Below are 20408 nucleotides of genomic sequence, written 5' to 3'. Positions count from 1 at the left end.
GCGTGATCGATATCAACGAGTCCGTGATGCAGGTCCTTCTCGCGTTCATCGTCGTCGGCCCGCTCCTCGGCGCCGCCGCCGCTCTTCTGCCGGCCCCGCCCGGACTGAAGGGGAAGTCACCCGAGCAGGCCGTACTCCGGCACGGCGTCACCGTCACCGGCGCCGTCCTGCTCGCGGCGGTCGTCCTCGTGCTCGGCTTCGACCACGACCATCCGTCGAAGATGCAGGCCAGCACGGACATCAGCTGGATCCCCGCACTCGACGTACGCATCCACCTCGGCATCGACGGCATCTCCCTCCCCCTGCTGGTCCTGACCGCGCTGCTGACCTTCCTCTGCGCGCTCTACTCGTACTCGAAGATGCCTTCGGGCCCGAGCCCGAAGGCATTCGTCGCGCTGCTGCTCGTCCTGGAGTCCGGCACCCTCGCGACCTTCGCCGTCCTCGACCTGATCCTGTTCTTCCTCGCCTTCGAGACGGTCCTCATCCCGATGTACTTCCTCATCGCCCGCTGGGGCGGCGAGGGACGGGCCGGGGCCGCCTGGAAATTCATCCTCTTCACGCTCCTCGGCTCCGTCGTCATGCTGCTCGGCCTGCTCCTGATCGGAATCACGGCGGGCACATTCGACATGGTGGCACTCGCCACTGACAACGGCCGGTCGCTGACCACATCCGTACAGGTCATCGCCGTTCTGGCGATCGGGGTCGGGCTCGCGGTCAAGACCCCGATGTGGCCGCTGCACAGCTGGCTGCCCGACGCCCACACCGCCGCGCCGACCGTCGGCTCGGTCCTGCTGGCCGGTGTCCTGCTGAAGATGGGTACGTACGGTTTCGTCCGGATTCTGCTCCCGGTCGCGCCGGAGGGCTTCCGCACCTTCGCGCCCTACCTCGCCGCCTTCGCCGTCGTCGGCATCATCTACGGCTCCCTGGCCTGCCTGGCCCTCGCCAGAAGAGGCGCCAAGGGCGACCTCAAGCGCCTCATCGCCTACTCCTCCGTCGGCCACATGGGCTTCGTCCTGCTCGGCGTCGCCACCATGACCCCGACCGGCGTCAACGGCGCGCTGTTCGCCAACATCGCCCACGGACTCATCACCGGCCTGCTCTTCTTCGTGGTCGGCGCGCTCAAGGACCGCACCGGGACCACCGACCTCGACGCCCTCGCCGAAGAGTCCGGTCACGCCCTGTACGGCAAGGCACCGCGCCTCGGCGGACTGCTCGCCTTCGCGGCGGTCGCCTCGCTCGGTCTGCCGGGCCTGGCCGGGTTCTGGGGCGAGATGCTCGCCCTGTTCGGCGCCTTCGACCCGCACGACGACCTCAGCCGCCCCGCCTTCCTCACCTTCATGGCCGTCGCCGCCTTCGGGACCCTGCTGACCGCCGCGTACATGCTGATCGTGGTCCGCCGCGTCTGCATGGGCGCCGTGCCGCAGGACACCCCGCAGCCGAAGCTCGCCGACGTGCGCACCTACGAGTTCGCCGCCTGGACGCCGCTCGTCGCCCTCACCGTCGTCGCCGGACTGTGGCCCAGGACCCTCCTCGGGCTGACCGACCCGGCCGTGCAGCAGCTCCTCTCAGGAGGCACCCGATGAGCTCCCCGGCCCAGCTCCTCGCCGAGCCCCTGACGCAGTCACTGGCCCAGAACCTCGTCCAGTCGGTCGACTGGCTCGCCATCGCGCCGCCCACCCTCACGGCGGTCGTGGGTCTCGTCGTCCTCGTCACCGACCTGTTCGTCAAGGACGCCCGCAAGTCCCTGCTCGGCTGGATCTCGGTCGCCGGACTCGCCGCCTCCGCCCTCATGCTGCTGCCCCTGGTGAACGACGACCGCTCGACGTTCTGCCTGGCCGGCGAGCCCGGCGTCTGCAGCTACACCGCGGACACCTTCACCCTCGCCATCCAGTTCCTGGTCCTCGGCGGGGCCCTGCTGACCGCCCTCCTGTCCGTCACCGCGGTGAAGGACGCCGACCGGGGACTGCCCGAGGGGGAGTTCTGGTTCCTGCTGCTCTCCTCCGCGGCCGGCGCCGCCCTCCTGCCCGCCTCCCGCGACCTCGCGACCCTCGTCGTCGCCCTGGAGGTCGCCTCCCTGCCCGCCTTCGCCCTCGTCGGCCTCCGGCAGGGCGACCGCAGGTCCTCCGAAGCGGCCCTGAAGTTCTTCCTGTCCTCGGTCACCGCGACCGCGGTCAGCCTCATGGGCATCAGCTTCGTGTACGCCACCACCGGCACCCTCTACCTCACCCAGGTGGCCGACCGCATCCAGCACATCGACGGGCAGTTCACGACCCTCGCCCAGACCGGCGTCGTCCTCACTCTCGTCGGCTTCGCCTTCAAGACGGCCGCCGTCCCCTTCCACTTCTGGGTGCCCGACACCTACGTGGGGGCCCCGCTGCCGATCGCGGCCTACCTGTCCGTGATCGGCAAGGCGGTCGGCTTCTCCGGCCTCATCCTGGTCACGGTCGTCGCCCTTCCCTCCTACGCGGACGTCTGGGGCCCCGCCCTCGCGGCGCTGGCCGCGCTCACCATGACCGTCGGCAACGTCGGCGCCCTCCGGCAGCAGGCCACGCGCGCGTACAGCGCGGTACGCCTGCTCGCCTGGTCGTCCGTCGGCCAGGCCGGCTACCTCCTGGTACCGATCGCCGCCGCCGCGTACTCCGACGACGCCGAGCGCTCCATCGGCTCCACCGTCGCCTACGCCCTCATGTACGCCGCGGTGAACCTCGGTGCCTTCGCGGTGGCCGCGCTGGTGGGCCGCACGAGGGTCCTGAACCGCGTCGCGGACTACCGCGGCCTGTACGCGTCCAACCCCCTCACCGCCCTGACCATGGCGTTCTTCCTGCTCTGCCTCGCCGGACTGCCGCCCGGCGTCATCGGCCTCTTCGCCAAGGTCACGGTGTTCTCCGCGGCCGTCGACGCCGGACTCGGCTGGCTGGCCGTCGTCATGGCCGTCAACGTCGTGATCGCGCTCTTCTACTACCTCCAATGGACGGCTCTGCTGTTCCGGGCGCCCGAGGAGGCGCCCGCCGGCCACCGTGCCCCCGGCCCCCTCACGGCCGCGATCGCCGCGACCGCGGTCCTTGCCGTCGCCCTCTCCGGAGCACCCCAGCTGATCCTGCGCTTCGCCGACACCGGGCTCTTCTGAACGCACCCGCCCGGACACGCGCGGGCGGCACCCGGCTCCACGCGCGCGTGGAGTCCGCCGCGGCCGTCACCCGTACGGACCACACGTGCCGCGCGGGGGCCCGGGGAACTGGTGGCCTTCGCCTGGCGTTGACCAGTACGGAAGGGTCCACTGGACGTGTCACCCACGGCACCGGTGGCACCGGAGACCGGGAAGCAACCACAGCGAGCGAGACCAGCAAGCAAAGGGTTCCCCTGCTGCACGACTTGGAGGGCGTACCGTGCACCGCCGGCACAACGGGCTCAGGACCGCAGTACTCCTCGGGGGACTGTCCGCGCTCATCATCGTCATCGGCAGCTTCTTCGGCCGAGCGGGCCTCGTCGTCGCCGTCCTCGTCGCCCTGGGCACCAACGCCTACGCGTACTGGAACAGCGACAAGCTCGCGCTCCGCGCCATGCGCGCCCGCCCGGTCAGCGAGTTCGAGGCCCCGGCGCTGTACCGCATGGTGCGCGAGCTCTCCACCCAGGCCCGCCAGCCGATGCCCCGCCTGTACATCTCACCGACGGAGGCGCCGAACGCCTTCGCGACCGGCCGCAACCCGCGCAACGCGGCCGTGTGCTGCACCGAGGGCATCATGCGCCTGCTCGACGAGCGCGAACTGCGCGGAGTCATCGGCCACGAACTCAGCCACGTCTACAACCGCGACATCCTCATCTCCTCCGTCGCCGGTGCCCTCGCCTCGGTGATCATGTTCCTGGTCAACTTCGCCTGGCTGATCCCCGTGGGGCGGTCCAACGACGATGACGGACCCGGTCTGCTGGGCATGCTCCTCATCATGCTGCTCGGACCGCTCGCCGCCACCGTCATCCAACTGGCGATCAGCCGTTCCCGGGAGTACGAGGCCGACGCCTCCGGCGCCCAGCTGACCGGCGACCCGCTCGCCCTGGCCGGCGCCCTGCGCAAACTGGAACTCGGTACCAAGCAGCTTCCGCTCCCCCCGGAGCCCCGGCTCGAGACCGCCGGCCACATGATGATCGCCAATCCCTTCCGGCCGGGGCAGGGACTCTCGAAGATGTTCTCCACCCACCCGCCGATGGCGGAGCGAATCGCCCGGCTCGAAAAGATGGCAGGTCGTCAGCAGTGAAGACCATCCTCAACGTCATTTGGCTCGTGCTCAGCGGCTTCTGGCTGTTCCTCGGCTACCTGCTGGCGGGCGCGCTGCTCTGCGTCACGATCATCGGAATCCCCTTCGGTATCGCGGCCTTCCGCATCGGCGTCTACGCCTTGTGGCCCTTCGGGTACACGGCGGTCGAGCGCCGCGACGCCGGAGCACCCTCCTGCATCGGGAACGTGCTGTGGCTCGTCCTCGCCGGCTGGTGGCTGGCGCTCGGCCACATCGTCACCGGTATCGCGCTGTGCGTCACGATCATCGGCATCCCGCTCGGCCTCGCCAACTTCAAGCTGATCCCCGTCTCGCTGCTCCCGCTGGGGCGCGAGATCGTGCGCACGGACCAGCCGTTCACCGCTGCGGCGACGTCGCAGCGGACCGGCTGGTGAAGGATCTTCGTGGGCCGTCGTGGCCCACGTTGTCCACAGCTTCCTCGTTGTCCACAGGCCCGCCCGGATGTCAGTGGCGGCCCGCATCATGAACCCATGACCGAGAACGAGCAGTTGCTGGAACGGGTGGCCGCCAAAGCGCGGAACACCCGCCCGTGGGGCTGGGCTTCCCTGCCCGAGCCCGTGGACGGGGCGACGCCGGCCCGCGCCGAGGCCGCCCTGGGCTTCCCTCTCCCCGCACTGCTCGCCGAGCTGTACCTGCGCATAGGAGACGGCGGGTTCGGCCCGGAGTACGGCCTGTTGCCCCTGCTCGACGGCCCGCCGTCGGGCGAGCCCGCCGCCGTCGCCCAGTACCTCGCCAACCGCGACAGCGGCGCGAAGGACCCCGACTGGCCCTGGCCCGAGGGTGTCCTGCCCATATCCCACTGGGGGTGCGCGATGTACGCGTGCGTCGACTGCCGCTCCCCGCAGGCCACCGTCCTCCTCTTCGAGCCCAACGGCGTTGACGCCGACCACGCCTGGTACGTCGACGCCCCGAGCCTCGCCGACTGGCTGCGCACCTGGGTCGAGGGCACAGGCTGGTACGAGGAGGCCCACGAGGGCCCGGAACCGCCCCCGTGGGGCGACTTCCCCATACGCACCGGCAGAGGACCCGTGACGACGGGTACGTCGGCCACACCAGCCTCCTGAAGGGAAACCGGCCGAGCCCCTCCCGCCGCCTACCGCGGGACTTGCTGCCCCCGCACCCCGTACGCCACCACACCCACCGCCAGCACGCCCACACCCACGGCGACCGACAGCGCCGGAAGCGAGAAGGCGAGCAGCACACAGCCGATCAGCCCCAGCGCCGGTACGACCCGCGACACCCGCGAAGGGCCGAGCGTCCAGGCCGACGCGTTGGCCACGGCGTAGTACGTCAGCACACCGAAGGAGGAGAAGCCGATCGCCCCACGCACATCCACCGTCGCCGCCAGGACCGCGACCACCGCGCCCACGGCCAACTCCGCCCGGTGCGGCACCTGGAAACGCGGATGCACCACGGCCAGCGCCCGGGGCAGATGACGGTCCCGGGCCATGGCCAGCGTCGTCCGGGAAACGCCCAGGATCAGCGCCAGCAGGGAGCCCAGCGCGGCCACGGCGGCCCCCACCCGCACGACCGGCACCAGCGCGGGCACGCCGGCCGCGCGTACCGCGTCGGCCAGGGGCGCCGTCGCCTGCCCCAGACCGGCCGGGCCCAGCACGGACAGGACAGCCACCGCGACACACCCGTACACCAGCAGGGTGAGCCCCAGCGCCAGCGGGATCGCGCGCGGGATCGTGCGCCGCGGATCCCGCACCTCCTCACCGAGGGTCGCGACCCGCGCGTACCCCGCGAACGCGAAGAACAGCAGGCCGGCTGCCTGCAGGACTCCGCCGACGCCGCCCGACAGGCCGACGTCCAGCCGTCCGGCGTCGGCCCGCCCCGACCCGAGACACGCCACCACGACGGAAGCGAGGACAGCGAGCACCACCGCCACGATCACCCGCGTCAGCCAGGCGGACTTCCGGATCCCGCCGTAGTTCACCGCGGTCAGCGCCACCACGGCGGCGACCGCCACCGCATGCGCCTGCTCCGGCCAGACGTACGCGCCCACGGTGAGCGCCATGGCGGCACAGGAAGCCGTCTTCCCGACGACGAACGACCAGCCCGCGAGATATCCCCAGAACTCCCCGAGCCGCTCACGCCCGTAGACGTAGGTGCCGCCCGAGGCCGGGTACCGGACGGCCAGCCGGGCCGACGACATGGCGTTGCAGTAGGCGACGACGGCTGCCACGGCGAGGGCGAGGAGCAGCCCCGAGCCCGCGGCGCGCGCCGCGGGCGCCAGAGCGGCGAAGACCCCGGCACCGATCATGGAACCGAGCCCCACGACGACGGCGTCGCCCAGACCAAGAGTGCGACGCAGCCCCGAACCCGCAGGTGTCATGGGTCGCACCCTACTGATCGGCGCAACCACCCGACGCGGTCGGAACGTCCCCTTCACCAAGGGGACGTGAACACCGCGCGGAGGAACGGCCCGCAGCACTGGCACCGTGTGGGCACAGAGAGAAAGGGCAGGGTCATGGCATGACCGTCATCAGCTGGATCATCCTCGGACTGCTGGCCGGGGCCATCGCCAAGTTCCTGCTGCCGGGCCGCGACCCCGGAGGACTCATCGGCACCACCCTCATCGGCATCGCGGGCGCTTTCATCGGCGGCTGGATATCGGCCCGCTGGCTCGACCACCCGATCAGCAAGGACTTCTACGACGGCGCCACCTGGGCGGCGGCGATCGGCGGTTCGCTGGTGCTCCTGGTCGCCTACCGGCTCCTGTTCGGCAACTCGCGCGACTGAACGCGCGGACCGGACGGGAAAGGGTGGGCACCGTCGCGGTGCCCACCCTTTCCCGTCCGGTTCAGCTCACCGGTAGTTGACGAACTGCAGCGCGAAGTCGAAGTCCTGGCCCTTCAGCAGAGCGATCACGGTCTGCAGGTCGTCCCGGCTCTTCGAGGAGACCCGCAGCTCCTCGCCCTGCACCTGGGCCTTCACGCCCTTGGGGCCCTCGTCGCGGATGAGCTTGGCCACCTTCTTCGCGTTCTCCTGGGAGATGCCCTCCTCGATCGACGCGAAGATCTTGTACTCCTTGCCGGAGAGCTGCGGCTCGCCCGCGTCCAGAGCCTTGAGCGAGATCCCGCGCTTGATCAGCTTGGACTGGAAGACGTCGAGGACTGCGGTCACCCGGTCCTCGGAGTTGGCCTCCATGAGGATCTTCTCCCCGGACCACGAGATCGAGGCGCCCACGCCCTTGAAGTCGTACCGCTGCGAGATCTCCTTGGCGGCCTGGTTGAGGGCGTTGTCGACCTCCTGCCGCTCGACCTTCGAGACGATGTCGAAACTGGAGTCGGCCATGTCCTGTGGCTCCTTGTATCTGGGTGCGTGTCGGGCCGCGTACCGGGTCCGTACCGGCATACGTCGGCGGCCGCCGGGCCCGGCGGGGTCCTCGGCCGCATCCGGACAAGCCTAGCCACCCGGCGCGGTCGGGGCGGCGATCAATCGGGTGGCGAAGCACCCCGCCACATCAGGTATTGTTTACGTCGTTGCCACGGAGCACCGCCCACCAGCGGTACGACGGGCAGCGAACCCCGGCGGTGTGCCCGAGCGGCCAAAGGGAGCAGACTGTAAATCTGCCGGCTCAGCCTTCCCAGGTTCGAATCCTGGCGCCGCCACACGGGAACGAAAGGGCCCCGTGACCTGCCCAACAGCAGGTCACGGGGCCCTTCGTCATAAGCGGGGCCGCCCGAGGGGGCGTGGGCTCGGCTCGCCGTTCGCGGGGTGGGGGCAGACTGGTGTCATGGCCTCGTCCTCCCGCCGCAGAATCTGCCCCGAGTGCCGTCGCGAGATCGCCGTCGTCGCGGGGCGGTACGCGCGCCACGACCCGCCCGGCGCACGGGAGAGCGGTGAACTCGTGTCCTGTCCCGGTTCGCGGCGGTCGGCGCAACTCGGTGCGGTGCAGCCGTCCTTGGACGGGTACGTCGTCCCCGACTTCCCCGGGCAGCTGCCCCTCTTCTAGCCTCTGCCGGCCTTCCTTCGTGAGCGCCCCGGCCCCGAGTCGCGCCGCCGTCCTCAGTTCCCGGCCACCGACTTCACCGCCACCGACACCGGCGCCGAACCGCTGATCAGCTCCAGGGTCAGGCCGTTGGTGGCCGGGGTGTCGACCAGTTCGGCCAGGACGGCCGCGACGTCGTCGCGCGGAACGGGGCCGCGGCCGGTGTGCGCCTCCAGACGCACCAGGCCCGTGCCCGCGTCGTCCGTCAGGGCGCCGGGGCGCAGGATCGTCCAGTCCAAGGCGTCCAAAGAGCTGACGTACGCGTCCGCCTCGCCCTTGGCGCGCAGGTAGACGTCGAAGATCTCGTCCCCCTGGTGCCGGGGGTCGGCCCCCATGGACGACACGACCAGGAAGCGCCGTACGCCCGCCCGGACCGCCGCGTCCGCGAAGAGGACCGCCGCCGCCTTGTCCACCGTGTCCTTGCGGGCCGCCCCGCTGCCGGGTCCCGCGCCCGCCGCGAAGACCGCGGCGTCCGCGCCCCGCAGCCGCTCCGCGACCTCCTCGACCGAGGCCGACTCCAGGTCCAGCACGACCGGTTCGGCGCCCGCGGCGCGCAGATCGTCGGCCTGCTCCGCCTTGCGGACGATGCCCGCCACCTCGTCCCCGCGCGCGGCGAGCAACCGCTCCAGCCGCAGCGCGATCTGACCATGACCACCAGCGATGACAATGCGCATGTCTTCGACCGTACGCCTCGACGACCGCCCGCGCCGCACGACTTCGACCACTGCGCGCCGGGCCCGCTCGCCGCCCGCCCGGCTCCCGCTCAGGCCGTGTCCCCACGCCCGTCACGACCGCCGGGCCCGCCGCGCCCGTCACGGCGTCCCCGCCCGCCACCGCCCTGCCGGGGCAGCCCCAGGTCCGGCGCGGCGGTCGAGTCGCCGTACTCCCGTACCGCGCTGGTCCGCGCCACCACGCGCCCCCGGTGCACCACGATCCGGCTGTACGCCAGCGACAGCGCGCCCGCCAGCCGGTCCCCGCGTACGGCGAGGAGTTCGGCCGGGAAACCCGCCTCCACCCGTACCTCGGGCAGCCCGAGCGCCGACCGTGCCGCCGCGCTCACCGCGTCGTACGCCTCCTCGGGACGCAGTCCGTGGCGCGAGGCCAGCAGGTAGGCCGCCTCCAGGGGGTCGCCGCGCCCGACCGGGTTGGACACGTCCCGCAGCGCCCCGCTCCCGGCGGCGACCCGTACCCCGGCCGCCCGCAGCAGCCGTACCGGAGCCGTGCCGTCGGGGTGGTCCACCGTCCCGCAGGCGCCCTGCGGCAGGCAGACCACGGTCACTCCCGCCGCGGCGAGCTGGTCCGCGGCCCGGGAGACCGCGTCGGCGGGCAGCCGGCCCAGGCCGTCGCAGGGGCCGATGGCCACTCCGGGGCGCAGCCCGCCCGCCATGGCCGCCAGCCGGGCCAGCCGCGCCGGGTCGGCGGCGTCGGTGTGCAGGTCGACCGGGCAGCCGTGCTCGGCGGCGACCTCCAGGACCGCCTCCACGTACCCCGCCGGATCGGGGTCCAGGTCCGGACACCCGCCCACCACGTCGGCGCCCATCTTGAGCGCGTCCCGCAGCATCGCCAGCCCGTCGGCGCCGGCCACCCCGGTCAGCACCCTCGGCATCGCCACCGCGGTCAGTTCGGCGAGCCCGCGCAGGGAGCGCCGGGTCCGCAGTACGGCGGTCAGCGCGCCGAGGCCCGCGACGTCGCCCACCCGTACGTGCGCCCGCAGCGCGGTGGCGCCGTGTCCCAACTGGAGCAGGGCGGCCTCGGTGGCCCGGCGCTGGACGTCCTCGGGCTGGTAGGAGACGGGGCCGGGGACGTCGGCGGTGAGTGCCGTGTCGGCGTGGACGTGGGGATCGGCCGGGGCCGGGAGCAGCAGGTAGCCGCCCAGGTCGAGATGGCCGCCGGGGTGGGGACCGGGGCGTGGGCCGGGCGCGCGCCCCGGGGGCAGGCTGCCGAGGGCGCGGCGCGGGGTCAGGCTGCCGGCCGTGCCGACCGCCTCGATGCGGCCGCCGTGGAGCCGTACGTCCACGGTCCGGCCGTCGGTGAGCCGCGCCCCGGAGAGCAGGAGCGAGCCGTGGTCGGCGGGGCCCGAGGGGGAGGGCGAGTGGGGCGGCTGCGGCTGGCTGTCGGGCATCGCGCTCCTCTGGGCTCGGGGCTGCGCAGTGGGGGACGCAAGATCACGCAGAGTGAGACGAGCCTAGGACGGTGATCAGCCCGTGGCGCGGAGGAGCGCAATAGTCGTACCGGTGCGGTCCGGGCGGTCTCGGACCCCTCCGTCCCGTCCCGCGGCGGGTCGGGACGGGACGGGACGGGGTCGGCGAAACGGATTTGGGCGAACGGCGGGCGACCGTGTAATGTCTTCATCGCTCGCCCCAATAGCTCAGTCGGCAGAGCGTCTCCATGGTAAGGAGAAGGTCAACGGTTCGATTCCGTTTTGGGGCTCTGGTGTGAGAGGTTCCCGTCGCGAGGCGGGGCCCGATCGCATCACAGCGGTGTAGCTCAGTCGGTAGAGCAAGCGGCTCATAATCGCTGTGTCACCGGTTCAAGTCCGGTCACCGCTACTCTCAGTAGCCGATTGCGGGGTCGGTCCTTCAATCGGCTACTCTTTCCTGCGTTAATACATCAATCCGTTCGTCAAGGAGTGCACTCACGTGGCTGCCACCGACGTCCGCCCGAAGATCACGCTGGCCTGCGTGGAGTGCAAGGAGCGGAACTACATCACCAAGAAGAACCGGCGTAACAACCCGGACCGACTGGAGATGAAGAAGCACTGCCCGCGTTGCAACGCGCACACCGCGCACCGCGAGACGCGATAGAACAGGCTCGTACACGAGGCCGTCCCCGAAGCTTGGGGGCGGCCTCGTGTCGTTGTCACCGTCGCTCGTCGACACGGATACGAAGAGCAGCAGGAGGTTGCGAGCCATGGCGCTCGACCAGTCGTTCGTGGGGCGGACCTATCCGCCCACCGCGCCCTACGAGGTGGGCCGGGAGAAGATCCGCGAGTTCGCGGAGGCGGTGGGGGACGCCAACCCCGCGTACACCGACGCGGAGGCCGCGAAGGCGCTCGGCCATCCGGACGTGATCGCTCCGCCGACCTTCGTGTTCTCCATCACTTTCAAGGCGGCCGGTCAGGTCGTCGAGGACCCGCAGCTCGGGCTGGACTACAGCCGGGTGGTGCACGGCGACCAGAAGTTCGCCTACGCCCGCCCGGTGCGGGCCGGTGACCGGCTCACCGTCACCTCGACCATCGAGGCGATCAAGTCACTGGCCGGCAACGACATTCTGGACATCCGCGGCGAGGTCCACGACGAGGCCGGCGAGCACGTCGTGACCGCCTGGACCAAGCTCGTGGCCCGCGCGGCCGAGGAGGCGTGAGCACCCCATGACGGCGAAGGTCGCTTACAGCGACGTCGAGGTCGGCACCGAACTGCCCGCGCAGAGCTTCCCCGTGGACCGGGCCACGCTCGTGCGGTACGCGGGCGCCTCCGGCGACTTCAACCCGATCCACTGGAACGAGAGGTTCGCCAAGGAGGTGGGCCTGCCGGACGTCATCGCGCACGGCATGTTCACCATGGCCGAGGCGATCCGCGTGGTCACCGACTGGACCGGCGACCCGGGCGCGGTCGTGGAGTACGGCGTCCGATTCACCAGGCCCGTCGTCGTACCGAACGACGACCGGGGCGCCGTGATCGAGGTCACCGGCAAGGTGGCGGCCAAGCTCGACGACAACGCCGTCCGCGTCGACCTCACGGCCACCAGCGGCGGCCAGAAGGTCCTCGGCATGTCCCGGGCGGTCGTACGACTGGGCTGACCCGGCCCTCGTGCGGTCCTCATCGTGAAGCGGCCACCCGGACGTCGATGGCGTGGCCGCCCGCGCCAGGTGTCCCGGCCGGCCGGTCCGGGCGAGGCCGGGTGAGTCCGCCGGTCGTGGGGAGCGGTTCGGGCACGGGGCGCGCGTGCAGGACCGCCGGCCGCCGAACCGTCCCACGGCGGCCGCACTGACCCGGCGCGCCCTTCCGGACCTCCGCTGCGTCCTGCACGCACCTCCCCTTGACGAAGTTAGTGATTGAGTACTAACTTCGTTCCCATGGTCAGGATGAGTGCGGCGGAACGGCGCGAGAGCGTCATCCGCGCGGCGACGAGCGAGTTCGCGCAGGGTGGGTACTACGGCACCTCTACGGAGACCATCGCCAAGCGGGTGGGGGTCTCCCAGCCGTACCTCTTCCGTCTCTTCCCGGGCAAGAAGGCGATCTTCCTCGCCGTGGCGGAGCGTTGCCTGCGGGACATGCGTGAGCTCTTCGAGAAGACGTCCGAGGGCCTGCACGGCGAAGAGGCGCTGCACGCCATGGCCGAGGCGTACAACCGGCTGATCGCCGACGACCCCGAGAAGCTCCAGATGCAGTTGCAGGTGTACGTCACCGTCGCCGCCGCCGAGGCGGCCGGGGACCACGAGTTCGGCGAGATGGTGCGCAAGGGCTGGCTCGAACTCTGGGACACCGTGCACCTGCCCCTGGGGGCCGACATCGGTCAGACGACGACCTTCCTGGCGTACGGCATGTTGATCAACACCCTGGTGGGCATGGGGTTCCCGCCGGGGCACCGCGTCTACGGGGGTCTCTACGACTCGGCGCAGCCCCAGCCCGGCCAGGACGACGCGTAGGAGTGCGTAAGGGGGGTGAGGGGACGGTCGCGGCCGCCTCCGCACGCCCGTAAAAGTTAGTCATCGATCACTAATCAAATTCACGTCGAGTGCACACCCTCTGGGGGAGAGATGTCACAGCTCGGAGTACGTCGGAAGGCACGGGGCGGGGGAGCGGCCTGGGCCCTCGTCATCACCAGCGTCGCCGGTTTCATGGCGGCCCTGGACAACCTCGTCGTCACCACAGCCCTGCCCTCCATCCGCGAGGACCTGGGCGGCGCGCTGCACGACCTCGAATGGACCGTCAGCGCCTACACGCTCACCTTCGCCGTCCTCCTGATGTTCGGCGCGGCCCTCGGTGACCGCTTCGGCCGTCGCAGGCTCTTCCTCGTCGGCCTCACCGTCTTCACCGGGGCCTCCGCCGCCGCGGCCCTGGCACCCGGCATCGACTCGCTCATCGCCGCCCGCGCGGTGCAGGGCGTCGGCGCGGCGATCATGATGCCGCTGACGCTGACCCTGCTCACGGCCGCGGTACCCGCCGAACGCCGCGGGATGGCGTACGGCATCTGGGGTGCCGTCAACGGGCTCGCCGTGGCCTCGGGGCCGCTGGTCGGCGGCAGTCTCACCGAGCACATCTCCTGGCAGTGGATCTTCTGGCTGAACGTTCCGCTGGGCCTGGCCCTGCTGCCCCTCGCCCGCCTCCGCCTCGCCGAGTCGCACGGCACCGGCGCCCCGCTCGACATACCCGGCACCGTGCTCGCCAGCGGCGGACTCTTCGGCATCGTCTACGGCCTGGTCCGCGGCCCCGTCGACGGCTGGACCGGAGCCGTGGTGCTGACTGCCCTGTTCGCCGGGGCCGCGCTGCTCGTCGGTTTCGTCCTCTACAGCACCCGCGCCAAGAACCCCATGCTGCCGATGCGGCTGTTCCGCTCCCGTGCGTTCGCCGGCGTCAATGCGGCGAGCCTGCTGATGTTCCTGGGGATGTTCGGCTCGATCTTCCTGCTCAGCCAGTACATGCAGGGCGTGCTCGGCTACTCGCCCACCGAGGCGGGCCTGCGCATGCTGCCCTGGACCGGCATGCCGATGCTGGTGGCGCCGATCGCCGGCATCCTCTCCGACCGGATCGGAGGCCGCCCGGTCGTCGCGGCCGGACTCTTCCTCCAGGCGGCCGGCCTCGGCTACCTCGCCTCCGTGATCACGGCCGACGCCTCCTACGCGATCCAGCTGCCCGGCCTGATCGTCAGCGGGATCGGTATGGCCCTCTACTTCGCCCCCGCCTCCGCGCTGGTGATGTCCAGCGTCGCCGCGAAGGAGCAGGGCATCGCCTCCGGCGCCAACAACGCGCTGCGCGAGGTGGGCGGAGCGCTCGGCATCGCGGTCATGTCGTCGATCTTCGCCGCGCAGGGCGGCTACGAGTCCGCGCAGACCTTCGTGGACGGACTGCGGCCCGCGGTCGCCGTGGGCGGCGCGGTGGTGGCCCTCGGCGGCGTCGCGGCCCTGGTGATCCCGGGGCGCCGCCGGACCGGCGACGGGGGCCGGGGACCCTCTGCCGCACCGGCGACGGAGCAGGCCCCGGCATCCGAACCGGCCCTCGCCCCGACGGCCCCGCACTGAGCCGCACGACACGGAACGCGCCACAGCGCACGAGGCGCGACGCACGACGCACCGCACACAACGCAAGACACCCGACAGACAACGCACGACAGACAACGCACGACACACAACGCACGACACCCGAACGCACAGGACACGAGAGGAGTACGACATGCCCACCCTTCCCTGGACCGTGCCGAACCGCCCTCCTCGGGCCACCGAGGTCCACGTCTTCGCCTCCCGCTTCGAGACCCGGACCCTGTGGGGAGCGCTGAAGTTCCTGGCGCGCACGCCGGGCGTGTGGCGACAGGTGGGGAGCGCGCCCGGAGCGTACGGCGCCTCCCTGAAGGCGGAACCCTTCAAGCGGACCTTCTGGACGCTCTCCGCCTGGGAGTCGCCCGAGGCCCTCAAGACCTTCGCCCGCTCCGGCACGCACGCGCCCACCTCCCGCGGACTGGCGGCGCAGATGCGGGACGCGAAGTTCGCCTCCTGGCCGGCGTCCAGCGACGAGCTCCCGGTGAGCTGGGCGGAGGTGCGCAGGCGCCTGACGTGACGCACCCGTGTGCTCGCGCCCCCGCGATGACGCCCCGGCCGACCGGGCGGGGCGTCGCCCGTGTTCCCGCTGCCCGGGGCTGTCGGTGCCGTCTCGTAGTCTTGAGCGCGTGCAGGAACTCCACGACGCCCCCCTCGCCCCGCTGACCACCTTCCGCCTGGGCGGGCCCGCGACCCGGCTGGTCACGGCCACCACCGACGCCGAGGTGATCGCCGCCGTCCGCGAGGCCGACGACAACGGGACCCCGCTGCTGCTGATCGGCGGCGGATCCAACCTGGTCATCGGCGACAAGGGCTTCGACGGCACGGCCCTGCACATCGCCACCCGCGGGCTGCGCCTCGACGGGACGACGCTGGAGCTGGCGGCCGGCGAGATCTGGACCGACGCCGTCGCCCGCACCGTCGAGGCGGGCCTGGCGGGCGTCGAGTGCCTGGCCGGCATCCCCGGCTCGGCGGGCGCGACCCCGATCCAGAACGTCGGGGCGTACGGCCAGGAGGTGTCCGCCACGATCACCGAGGTCACCGCCTACGACCGCAGGAGCCGTGAGACGGTCGCCCTGTCCAACGCCGACTGCGCCTTCTCCTACCGCCACAGCCGCTTCAAGGCCGAGCCCGAGCGGTACGTCGTCCTGCGCGTCCGCTTCGCGCTGGAGGACGCCGGAGGTCTCTCCGCGCCGCTGCGCTACGCCGAGACGGCCCGCGCCCTCGGCGTCGAGGCGGGCGACCGGGTGCCGCTGACGGCCGCCCGGGAGACGGTGCTGAAGCTGCGCGCCGGGAAGGGCATGGTGCTGGACCCCGAGGACCACGACACCTGGTCGGCCGGGTCGTTCTTCACCAACCCGATCCTCACGGACGAGCAGTTCGCCGCCTTCCGCTCGCGGGCCGCCGAGCGCCTGGGCGACGCCGTGGAGCCGCCCGCCTTCCCGGCCGGGGAGGGCCGCGTCAAGACCTCCGCGGCCTGGCTGATCGACAAGGCGGGCTTCACCAAGGGGTACGGCACCGGCCCCGCCCGCATCTCCACCAAGCACACCCTCGCCCTCACCAACCGCGGCGAGGCGACCACCGAGGACCTGCTCGCGCTGGCCCGCGAGGTCGTCGCCGGGGTTCACGAGGCCTTCGGGGTCACGCTGGTCAACGAACCGGTGACGGTCGGCGTGAGCCTGTGACCGGCCGCCGGAGCCCCCGTGGCGCCGGGTCGCCTCTCCCGGCCGCACGGCTTCAGTAGGCCACCCCGACGCCCTGCTTCACCGTCCCCGCGTCCTCGGTCATGGCGAGCATCGCGTGGGCGACGTCGGCGCGGCCCGCGAAACGGCCCTTGGGCGGGAAGCCGCCGATCACCGTCCGGTACCGGCCGGTCAGCGGCTTGTCCTGCAACCGCGGCGGCCGCACGGCCGTCCAGTCCGTGGCACTGCGCGCCAGCTCCGCCTCCATGGCGCGCAGATCGGTGTAGACGTCCTTGAGCACGGCGGAGACGACACCGCGCGCCGCCCGGTCCAGCAGCCCCGCGCCCTCCGGCTCCGGCCCCACGGGGGCGGCACTGACCACCAGCAGCCGGCGCACGCCCTCCGCCTCCATCGCGTCGAGGACCGTCCGGGTCAGCCTGGTCGCGACCCCGGCGTCGGCGCGGCGGCGGGCGCCGAGCCCGGACAGCACCGCGTCCCGGCCGGCCACCGCGGGCCGCACCGCGGCGGGGTCGCCCAGGTCCGCCCGGAACACCTCCAGACGCGCGCCGGTCACCGGCAGCCGCGCCGGGTCCCGTACGACGGCCGTGACCTCGTGCCCGGCGTCGAGCGCCTGCCGGACGATCTCCTGACCGATGCCTCCCGTGGCACCGAAGACGGTGAGTTTCATGGCGTACTTCTCCGTTCCGGCGGCGCGGCCGAGTCCGGCCCGCTCGGTGGTCGGTGGGTGAGTACTCACTCACCCTGGTCTCCTCTAGAGTGAGTAAGTACTCACCCACTAGTCAAGCCCGACGGGAGCAGCCATGTCGGCCACGCCGTCCGCCAAACCGGCCAGGGAACGCATCCTGGACGCCGCCCACGAGCTGATGCGGACCGTCGGGCTCGCCCGTGCCACCACGAAGGAGATCGCCAGGGTGGCCGGCTGCTCCGAGGCGGCGCTGTACAAGCACTTCGCGAGCAAGGAGGAGCTCTTCATCCGGGTGCTGTCCGAACGGCTGCCGCGGCTGACCCCCCTGCTCCGGGGCCTCGCGGCCGAGCCGGGACGGGCCCCGCTCGAGGACAACCTGACGGAGATCGCCCGCCAGGCCGTGCTCTTCTACGAACAGAGCTTCCCGATCGCCGCGTCGCTGTACGCGCAGACCCAGCTCAAGCGCCGGCACGACGACGCGATGCGCGAGCTGGGCACCGGGCCGCACCTGCCGATCGAGGGCCTCGACGCCTACCTGCGGGCCGAGCAGGCGGCGGGACGCGTCCGGAGCGACGCGGACACCTTCGCGGCCGCGTCGCTCCTGCTGGGGGCGTGCGCGCAGCGGGCGTTCGCGTACGACGCGACCCCGACCGGCGTACGCCCGCCGGTCGACACGTTCGCGCGCCGCCTGTCCCGGACGCTGCTCGACGGACTCCGCTGACCCGCACCGGCACCCGCAGCCGGGGCCCGGCGTCTTGCCCTAAGCCGTCAGCCAGTCGTCCACCCCGGCCAGCAGCCGCGCCTTCACGTCCTCGGGTGCTGCCGACCCCCGTACCGACTGGCGCGCCAGTTCCGCCAGCTCCGCGTCCGTGAAAGCGTGGTGCTCGCGCGCGATCTCGTACTGGGCGGCCAGCCGGGACCCGAACAGCAGCGGGTCGTCCGCACCCAGCGCCATCGGCACCCCCGCCTCGAACAGCGTCCGCAGCGGCACGTCCTCCGGCTTCTCGTACACCCCCAGGGCGACGTTCGACGCCGGGCACACCTCGCACGTCACCTGCCGGTCCGCCAGCCGCTTCAGCAGCCGGGGGTCCTCCGCCGCCCGCACGCCGTGCCCGATCCGGTCCGCGTCCAGGTCGTCCAGGCAGTCCCGCACCGACGCCGGACCGGTCAGCTCACCGCCGTGCGGCGCGCTCAGCAGCCCCCCGTCCCGCGCGATCGCGAACGCCCGGTCGAAGTCCCGGGCCATCCCGCGCCGTTCGTCGTTCGACAGCCCGAAGCCGACCACGCCCCGCTCCGCGTACCGCACCGCCAGCCGCGCCAGCGTCCGCGCGTCCAGCGGATGCTTCATCCGGTTCGCGGCGACCAGCACCCGCATCCCGATCCCGGTGTCCCGCACGGTCGTCTCCACCGCGTCCAGGATGATCTCCAGCGCCGGGATCAGCCCGCCCAGCCGCGGCGCGTACGACGTCGGATCGACCTGGATCTCCAGCCACCCCGACCCGTCCCGCACGTCCTCCTCCGCGGCCTCCCGGACCAGCCGCTGGATGTCCTCGGGCTCCTGGAGGCAGGACCGGGCCGCGTCGTACAGCCGCTGGAAGCGGAACCAGCCCCGCTCGTCCGTCGCCCGCAGCTTCGGCGACTCCCCGCGGCCCAGCGCCTCGGTCAGCGTCTCGGGCAGCCGCACGCCGTGCTTGTCGGCCAGTTCCAGCAGGGTGGTGGGCCGCATCGACCCGGTGAAGTGCAGGTGGAGATGGGCCTTGGGCAGTTCAGAGAGATCACGTACACGCTCCATCTGGTGATCCTGCCGTACGACACGCCCGGCCCGACAGCACTTTCCCCGTACGTGGTCTTGCTCGCACAAACAAACAGGGCCACACCGGAACGTTCCGGTGTGGCCCCTCGGGCGGCGGAGGACGGTCAGTCCCGCGCCTCCGCCAGCAGCTTCTGGATCCGGCTCACGCCCTCGACGAGGTCCTCGTCCCCGAGCGCGTACGACAGCCGCAGGTACCCCGGCGTGCCGAAGGCCTCACCCGGCACCACGGCGACCTCGGCCTCCTCCAGGATGAGCGCGGCCAGCTCGACCGAGTCCTGCGGACGCTTGCCGCGGATCTCCTTGCCGAGCAGCGCCTTCACCGACGGGTAGGCGTAGAACGCGCCCTCGGGCTCCGGGCAGAGCACGCCGTCGATCTCGTTGAGCATCCGCACGATGGTCTGGCGGCGCCGGTCGAAGGCCTCCCGCATCTTCGCCACCGCGTCCAGGTCGCCGGAGACCGCGGCCAGCGCCGCCGCCTGGGACACGTTGGAAACGTTGGACGTGGCGTGCGACTGGAGGTTGGTCGCGGCCTTGACGATGTCCTTGGGGCCGATGACCCACCCGACCCGCCATCCGGTCATCGCGTAGGTCTTCGCCACGCCGTTGACCACGATGCACTTGTCGCGCAGCTCGGGCAGCAGCGCCGGCATGGAGACGGAGAAGGCGTCGCCGTAGACGAGGTGCTCGTAGATCTCGTCGGTCAGCACCCACAGGCCGTGCTCGACGGCCCACTGGCCGATCGCCTCGGTCTCGGCCTCGCTGTACACGGCACCCGTCGGGTTCGACGGCGAGACGAAGAGGACGACCTTGGTCTTCTCCGTGCGCGCGGCCTCCAGTTGCTCCACGCTCACCCGGTAGCCGGTCGTCTCGTCGGCGACGACCTCGACCGGCACGCCGCCGGCCAGCCGGATCGACTCCGGGTACGTCGTCCAGTACGGCGCCGGGACGATGACCTCGTCGCCCGGGTCGAGGATCGCGGCGAACGCCTCGTAGATGGCCTGCTTTCCGCCGTTGGTGACGAGGATCTGCGACGGGTCGACCTCGTAGCCGGAGTCGCGCAGCGTCTTCGCGGCGATGGCGGCCTTCAGCTCGGGCAGCCCGCCGGCCGGCGTGTAGCGGTGGAACTTCGGGTTCTTGCACGCCTCGACGGCGGCCTCGACGATGTAGTCCGGCGTCGGGAAGTCGGGCTCACCCGCGCCGAAGCCGATCACGGGACGTCCGGCGGCCTTGAGGGCCTTCGCCTTGGCGTCCACGGCGAGGGTCGCGGACTCGGAGATCGCGCCGACTCGGGCGGAGACCCGGCGCTCGGTGGGAGGGGTTGCAGCGCTCATGACCCCATCGTTCCAGACCGGAAACCTCCCGGGCACAGGGGTTTCACGGACTGAACCCGGACCGGTCCAGGACCTGAACTCCAGTCCGGGCCACACCCTGAACATCAGTCCGGACGCGCTTTCTGTTCGACGCCCGGCCCGTGAGCACGTACACTCTCACCTCGTTGGCCTTCAGCGGCCCGCGATCACCCGGTGCACACCGAGCATCCGGGCGTATGCGGTACGTTGGGGGACGAACAAAGGGTCGTAGCTCAATTGGTAGAGCACTGGTCTCCAAAACCAGCGGTTGGGGGTTCAAGTCCCTCCGGCCCTGCTACACACACCATCGCCAGGATGT

22 protein-coding genes and 4 tRNA genes are annotated in these 20408 nt (G+C 71.7%); 19 read left to right on the top strand and 7 right to left on the bottom strand.

The genetic code is table 11. The features are described from left to right. The first annotated feature begins 2 nt into the window (after window positions 1–2). The 5 genes from ACZ56V_RS03765 (at window position 3) to ACZ56V_RS03745 (ending at window position 5353) form a co-directional block, all read left to right on the top strand. Window positions 3–1583, top strand: a complete 1581-nt coding sequence (locus ACZ56V_RS03765; protein WP_398912247.1) for an NADH-quinone oxidoreductase subunit M — start codon at window positions 3–5, stop codon at window positions 1581–1583. Next, the gene (locus ACZ56V_RS03760) at window positions 1580–3127 is read left to right on the top strand and encodes an NADH-quinone oxidoreductase subunit N (RefSeq protein ID WP_468938902.1); all 1548 of its coding nucleotides are present in this window, start codon (window positions 1580–1582) and stop codon (window positions 3125–3127) included. Before ACZ56V_RS03765 ends, ACZ56V_RS03760 begins: the two co-directional genes overlap by 4 nt. A gap of 259 nt (window positions 3128–3386) precedes the next feature. Next, the gene (htpX, locus tag ACZ56V_RS03755) at window positions 3387–4250 is read left to right on the top strand and encodes a zinc metalloprotease HtpX (RefSeq protein ID WP_356366366.1); all 864 of its coding nucleotides are present in this window, start codon (window positions 3387–3389) and stop codon (window positions 4248–4250) included. Further along, a complete protein-coding gene (locus tag ACZ56V_RS03750) occupies window positions 4247–4663 on the top strand; it encodes a YccF domain-containing protein (RefSeq protein WP_104634599.1) in 417 nt (138 codons plus the stop codon). Before htpX ends, ACZ56V_RS03750 begins: the two co-directional genes overlap by 4 nt. A 96-nt stretch (window positions 4664–4759) precedes the next feature. Next, window positions 4760–5353, top strand: coding sequence for an SMI1/KNR4 family protein (locus ACZ56V_RS03745; RefSeq protein WP_398912250.1), 594 nt, complete (start codon window positions 4760–4762; stop codon window positions 5351–5353). A gap of 29 nt (window positions 5354–5382) precedes the next feature. Here the strand turns inward: ACZ56V_RS03745 and ACZ56V_RS03740 are convergent, their stop codons facing one another. Next, on the bottom strand, window positions 5383–6627 hold the full coding sequence (locus ACZ56V_RS03740) for an APC family permease (protein WP_398912251.1): 1245 nt from the start codon (window positions 6625–6627) through the stop codon (window positions 5383–5385). A gap of 140 nt (window positions 6628–6767) precedes the next feature. Here ACZ56V_RS03740 and ACZ56V_RS03735 point away from each other — a divergent pair, with 140 nt between their 5' ends. Continuing rightward, complete coding sequence (locus ACZ56V_RS03735; protein WP_030145422.1) at window positions 6768–7034, top strand: GlsB/YeaQ/YmgE family stress response membrane protein; 267 nt, start codon at window positions 6768–6770, stop codon at window positions 7032–7034. Between the two features lie 66 nt (window positions 7035–7100). On the opposite strand, the gene ACZ56V_RS03730 is transcribed toward ACZ56V_RS03735, so the two are convergent. After that, window positions 7101–7589 carry a YajQ family cyclic di-GMP-binding protein gene (locus tag ACZ56V_RS03730; RefSeq protein ID WP_059299986.1) on the bottom strand — a complete coding sequence of 163 codons (489 nt, stop codon included), beginning with the start codon at window positions 7587–7589 and terminating at the stop codon, window positions 7101–7103. 235 nt (window positions 7590–7824) lie between these two features. On the opposite strand from ACZ56V_RS03730, the gene ACZ56V_RS03725 reads away from it, so the two are divergent. Then, a tRNA-Tyr gene (locus ACZ56V_RS03725) sits at window positions 7825–7906 on the top strand. A gap of 125 nt (window positions 7907–8031) precedes the next feature. After that, window positions 8032–8250, top strand: a complete 219-nt coding sequence (locus ACZ56V_RS03720) for a hypothetical protein (RefSeq protein WP_467382413.1) — start codon at window positions 8032–8034, stop codon at window positions 8248–8250. A gap of 53 nt (window positions 8251–8303) precedes the next feature. Here ACZ56V_RS03720 and ACZ56V_RS03715 read toward each other — a convergent pair whose 3' ends face one another. Together ACZ56V_RS03715 and ACZ56V_RS03710 are read right to left on the bottom strand one after the other, a co-directional pair. Further along, complete coding sequence (locus ACZ56V_RS03715; RefSeq protein ID WP_087807770.1) at window positions 8304–8960, bottom strand: SDR family oxidoreductase; 657 nt, start codon at window positions 8958–8960, stop codon at window positions 8304–8306. 89 nt (window positions 8961–9049) lie between these two features. Continuing rightward, window positions 9050–10408: an amidohydrolase family protein gene (locus tag ACZ56V_RS03710; protein ID WP_468938894.1), complete on the bottom strand. Its 1359-nt coding sequence runs from the start codon at window positions 10406–10408 to the stop codon at window positions 9050–9052. A 235-nt stretch (window positions 10409–10643) separates the two neighbouring features. On the opposite strand from ACZ56V_RS03710, the gene ACZ56V_RS03705 reads away from it, so the two are divergent. From ACZ56V_RS03705 to ACZ56V_RS03665, 9 genes are all read left to right on the top strand, one after another. Next, window positions 10644–10716, top strand: a tRNA-Thr gene (locus ACZ56V_RS03705). Window positions 10717–10762: 46 nt separating this feature from the next. Continuing rightward, window positions 10763–10835 (top strand) — tRNA-Met (locus ACZ56V_RS03700). Window positions 10836–10925: 90 nt separating this feature from the next. Beyond that, a complete protein-coding gene (gene rpmG, locus ACZ56V_RS03695) occupies window positions 10926–11090 on the top strand; it encodes a 50S ribosomal protein L33 (protein ID WP_003948671.1) in 165 nt (54 codons plus the stop codon). Between the two features lie 106 nt (window positions 11091–11196). Further along, a complete protein-coding gene (locus ACZ56V_RS03690) occupies window positions 11197–11649 on the top strand; it encodes a MaoC family dehydratase N-terminal domain-containing protein (RefSeq protein ID WP_356366380.1) in 453 nt (150 codons plus the stop codon). A 7-nt stretch (window positions 11650–11656) separates the two neighbouring features. Continuing rightward, a complete protein-coding gene (locus ACZ56V_RS03685; protein ID WP_398912254.1) occupies window positions 11657–12085 on the top strand; it encodes a MaoC family dehydratase in 429 nt (142 codons plus the stop codon). A 276-nt stretch (window positions 12086–12361) separates the two neighbouring features. Further along, entirely contained in the window at window positions 12362–12934 is a 573-nt protein-coding gene (locus ACZ56V_RS03680; RefSeq protein WP_467382409.1) for a TetR/AcrR family transcriptional regulator, read from the top strand. Between the two features lie 111 nt (window positions 12935–13045). Then, window positions 13046–14527, top strand: a complete 1482-nt coding sequence (locus ACZ56V_RS03675) for an MFS transporter (RefSeq protein ID WP_467382407.1) — start codon at window positions 13046–13048, stop codon at window positions 14525–14527. A 151-nt stretch (window positions 14528–14678) separates the two neighbouring features. Then, window positions 14679–15059 carry a DUF3291 domain-containing protein gene (locus ACZ56V_RS03670; protein ID WP_398912258.1) on the top strand — a complete coding sequence of 127 codons (381 nt, stop codon included), beginning with the start codon at window positions 14679–14681 and terminating at the stop codon, window positions 15057–15059. A 109-nt stretch (window positions 15060–15168) separates the two neighbouring features. Beyond that, window positions 15169–16224 carry a UDP-N-acetylmuramate dehydrogenase gene (locus ACZ56V_RS03665; RefSeq protein ID WP_468938886.1) on the top strand — a complete coding sequence of 352 codons (1056 nt, stop codon included), beginning with the start codon at window positions 15169–15171 and terminating at the stop codon, window positions 16222–16224. A gap of 52 nt (window positions 16225–16276) precedes the next feature. Here the strand turns inward: ACZ56V_RS03665 and ACZ56V_RS03660 are convergent, their stop codons facing one another. Next, entirely contained in the window at window positions 16277–16909 is a 633-nt protein-coding gene (locus tag ACZ56V_RS03660) for an NAD(P)-dependent oxidoreductase (RefSeq protein ID WP_356366435.1), read from the bottom strand. Between the two features lie 133 nt (window positions 16910–17042). Between ACZ56V_RS03660 and ACZ56V_RS03655 the strand changes: the two genes are divergently transcribed. Continuing rightward, on the top strand, window positions 17043–17648 hold the full coding sequence (locus ACZ56V_RS03655; protein WP_468938883.1) for a TetR/AcrR family transcriptional regulator: 606 nt from the start codon (window positions 17043–17045) through the stop codon (window positions 17646–17648). Window positions 17649–17687: 39 nt separating this feature from the next. Here ACZ56V_RS03655 and ACZ56V_RS03650 read toward each other — a convergent pair whose 3' ends face one another. Continuing rightward, the gene (locus ACZ56V_RS03650) at window positions 17688–18719 is read right to left on the bottom strand and encodes an adenosine deaminase (protein ID WP_398912261.1); all 1032 of its coding nucleotides are present in this window, start codon (window positions 18717–18719) and stop codon (window positions 17688–17690) included. 125 nt (window positions 18720–18844) lie between these two features. Further along, entirely contained in the window at window positions 18845–20071 is a 1227-nt protein-coding gene (locus ACZ56V_RS03645; RefSeq protein ID WP_398912262.1) for a pyridoxal phosphate-dependent aminotransferase, read from the bottom strand. 240 nt (window positions 20072–20311) lie between these two features. Between ACZ56V_RS03645 and ACZ56V_RS03640 the strand changes: the two genes are divergently transcribed. After that, window positions 20312–20384: transfer RNA gene (locus ACZ56V_RS03640), tRNA-Trp, on the top strand. Window positions 20385–20408: the final 24 nt, after the last annotated feature.

Source organism: Streptomyces sp. NPDC034099 (genome assembly GCF_055575415.1).
This window is presented reverse-complemented; position numbering and strand designations above follow the sequence as displayed.

Bases quoted from the DNA above. Each gene is read 5' to 3' on its own strand.
- ACZ56V_RS03680 (WP_467382409.1), top strand. From the start codon at position 12,362: ATGGTCAGGATGAGTGCGGCGGAACGGCGCGAGAGCGTCATCCGCGCG.
- ACZ56V_RS03740 (WP_398912251.1), bottom strand. From the start codon at position 6,627: ATGACACCTGCGGGTTCGGGGCTGCGTCGCACTCTTGGTCTGGGCGAC.
- ACZ56V_RS03660 (WP_356366435.1), bottom strand. From the start codon at position 16,909: ATGAAACTCACCGTCTTCGGTGCCACGGGAGGCATCGGTCAGGAGATC.
- ACZ56V_RS03710 (WP_468938894.1), bottom strand. From the start codon at position 10,408: ATGCCCGACAGCCAGCCGCAGCCGCCCCACTCGCCCTCCCCCTCGGGC.
- ACZ56V_RS03745 (WP_398912250.1), top strand. From the start codon at position 4,760: ATGACCGAGAACGAGCAGTTGCTGGAACGGGTGGCCGCCAAAGCGCGG.
- ACZ56V_RS03670 (WP_398912258.1), top strand. From the start codon at position 14,679: ATGCCCACCCTTCCCTGGACCGTGCCGAACCGCCCTCCTCGGGCCACC.
- ACZ56V_RS03760 (WP_468938902.1), top strand. From the start codon at position 1,580: ATGAGCTCCCCGGCCCAGCTCCTCGCCGAGCCCCTGACGCAGTCACTG.
- ACZ56V_RS03650 (WP_398912261.1), bottom strand. From the start codon at position 18,719: ATGGAGCGTGTACGTGATCTCTCTGAACTGCCCAAGGCCCATCTCCAC.
- ACZ56V_RS03675 (WP_467382407.1), top strand. From the start codon at position 13,046: ATGTCACAGCTCGGAGTACGTCGGAAGGCACGGGGCGGGGGAGCGGCC.
- ACZ56V_RS03735 (WP_030145422.1), top strand. From the start codon at position 6,768: ATGACCGTCATCAGCTGGATCATCCTCGGACTGCTGGCCGGGGCCATC.
- ACZ56V_RS03690 (WP_356366380.1), top strand. From the start codon at position 11,197: ATGGCGCTCGACCAGTCGTTCGTGGGGCGGACCTATCCGCCCACCGCG.
- ACZ56V_RS03645 (WP_398912262.1), bottom strand. From the start codon at position 20,071: ATGAGCGCTGCAACCCCTCCCACCGAGCGCCGGGTCTCCGCCCGAGTC.
- ACZ56V_RS03730 (WP_059299986.1), bottom strand. From the start codon at position 7,589: ATGGCCGACTCCAGTTTCGACATCGTCTCGAAGGTCGAGCGGCAGGAG.
- ACZ56V_RS03685 (WP_398912254.1), top strand. From the start codon at position 11,657: ATGACGGCGAAGGTCGCTTACAGCGACGTCGAGGTCGGCACCGAACTG.
- ACZ56V_RS03715 (WP_087807770.1), bottom strand. From the start codon at position 8,960: ATGCGCATTGTCATCGCTGGTGGTCATGGTCAGATCGCGCTGCGGCTG.
- ACZ56V_RS03720 (WP_467382413.1), top strand. From the start codon at position 8,032: ATGGCCTCGTCCTCCCGCCGCAGAATCTGCCCCGAGTGCCGTCGCGAG.
- ACZ56V_RS03655 (WP_468938883.1), top strand. From the start codon at position 17,043: ATGTCGGCCACGCCGTCCGCCAAACCGGCCAGGGAACGCATCCTGGAC.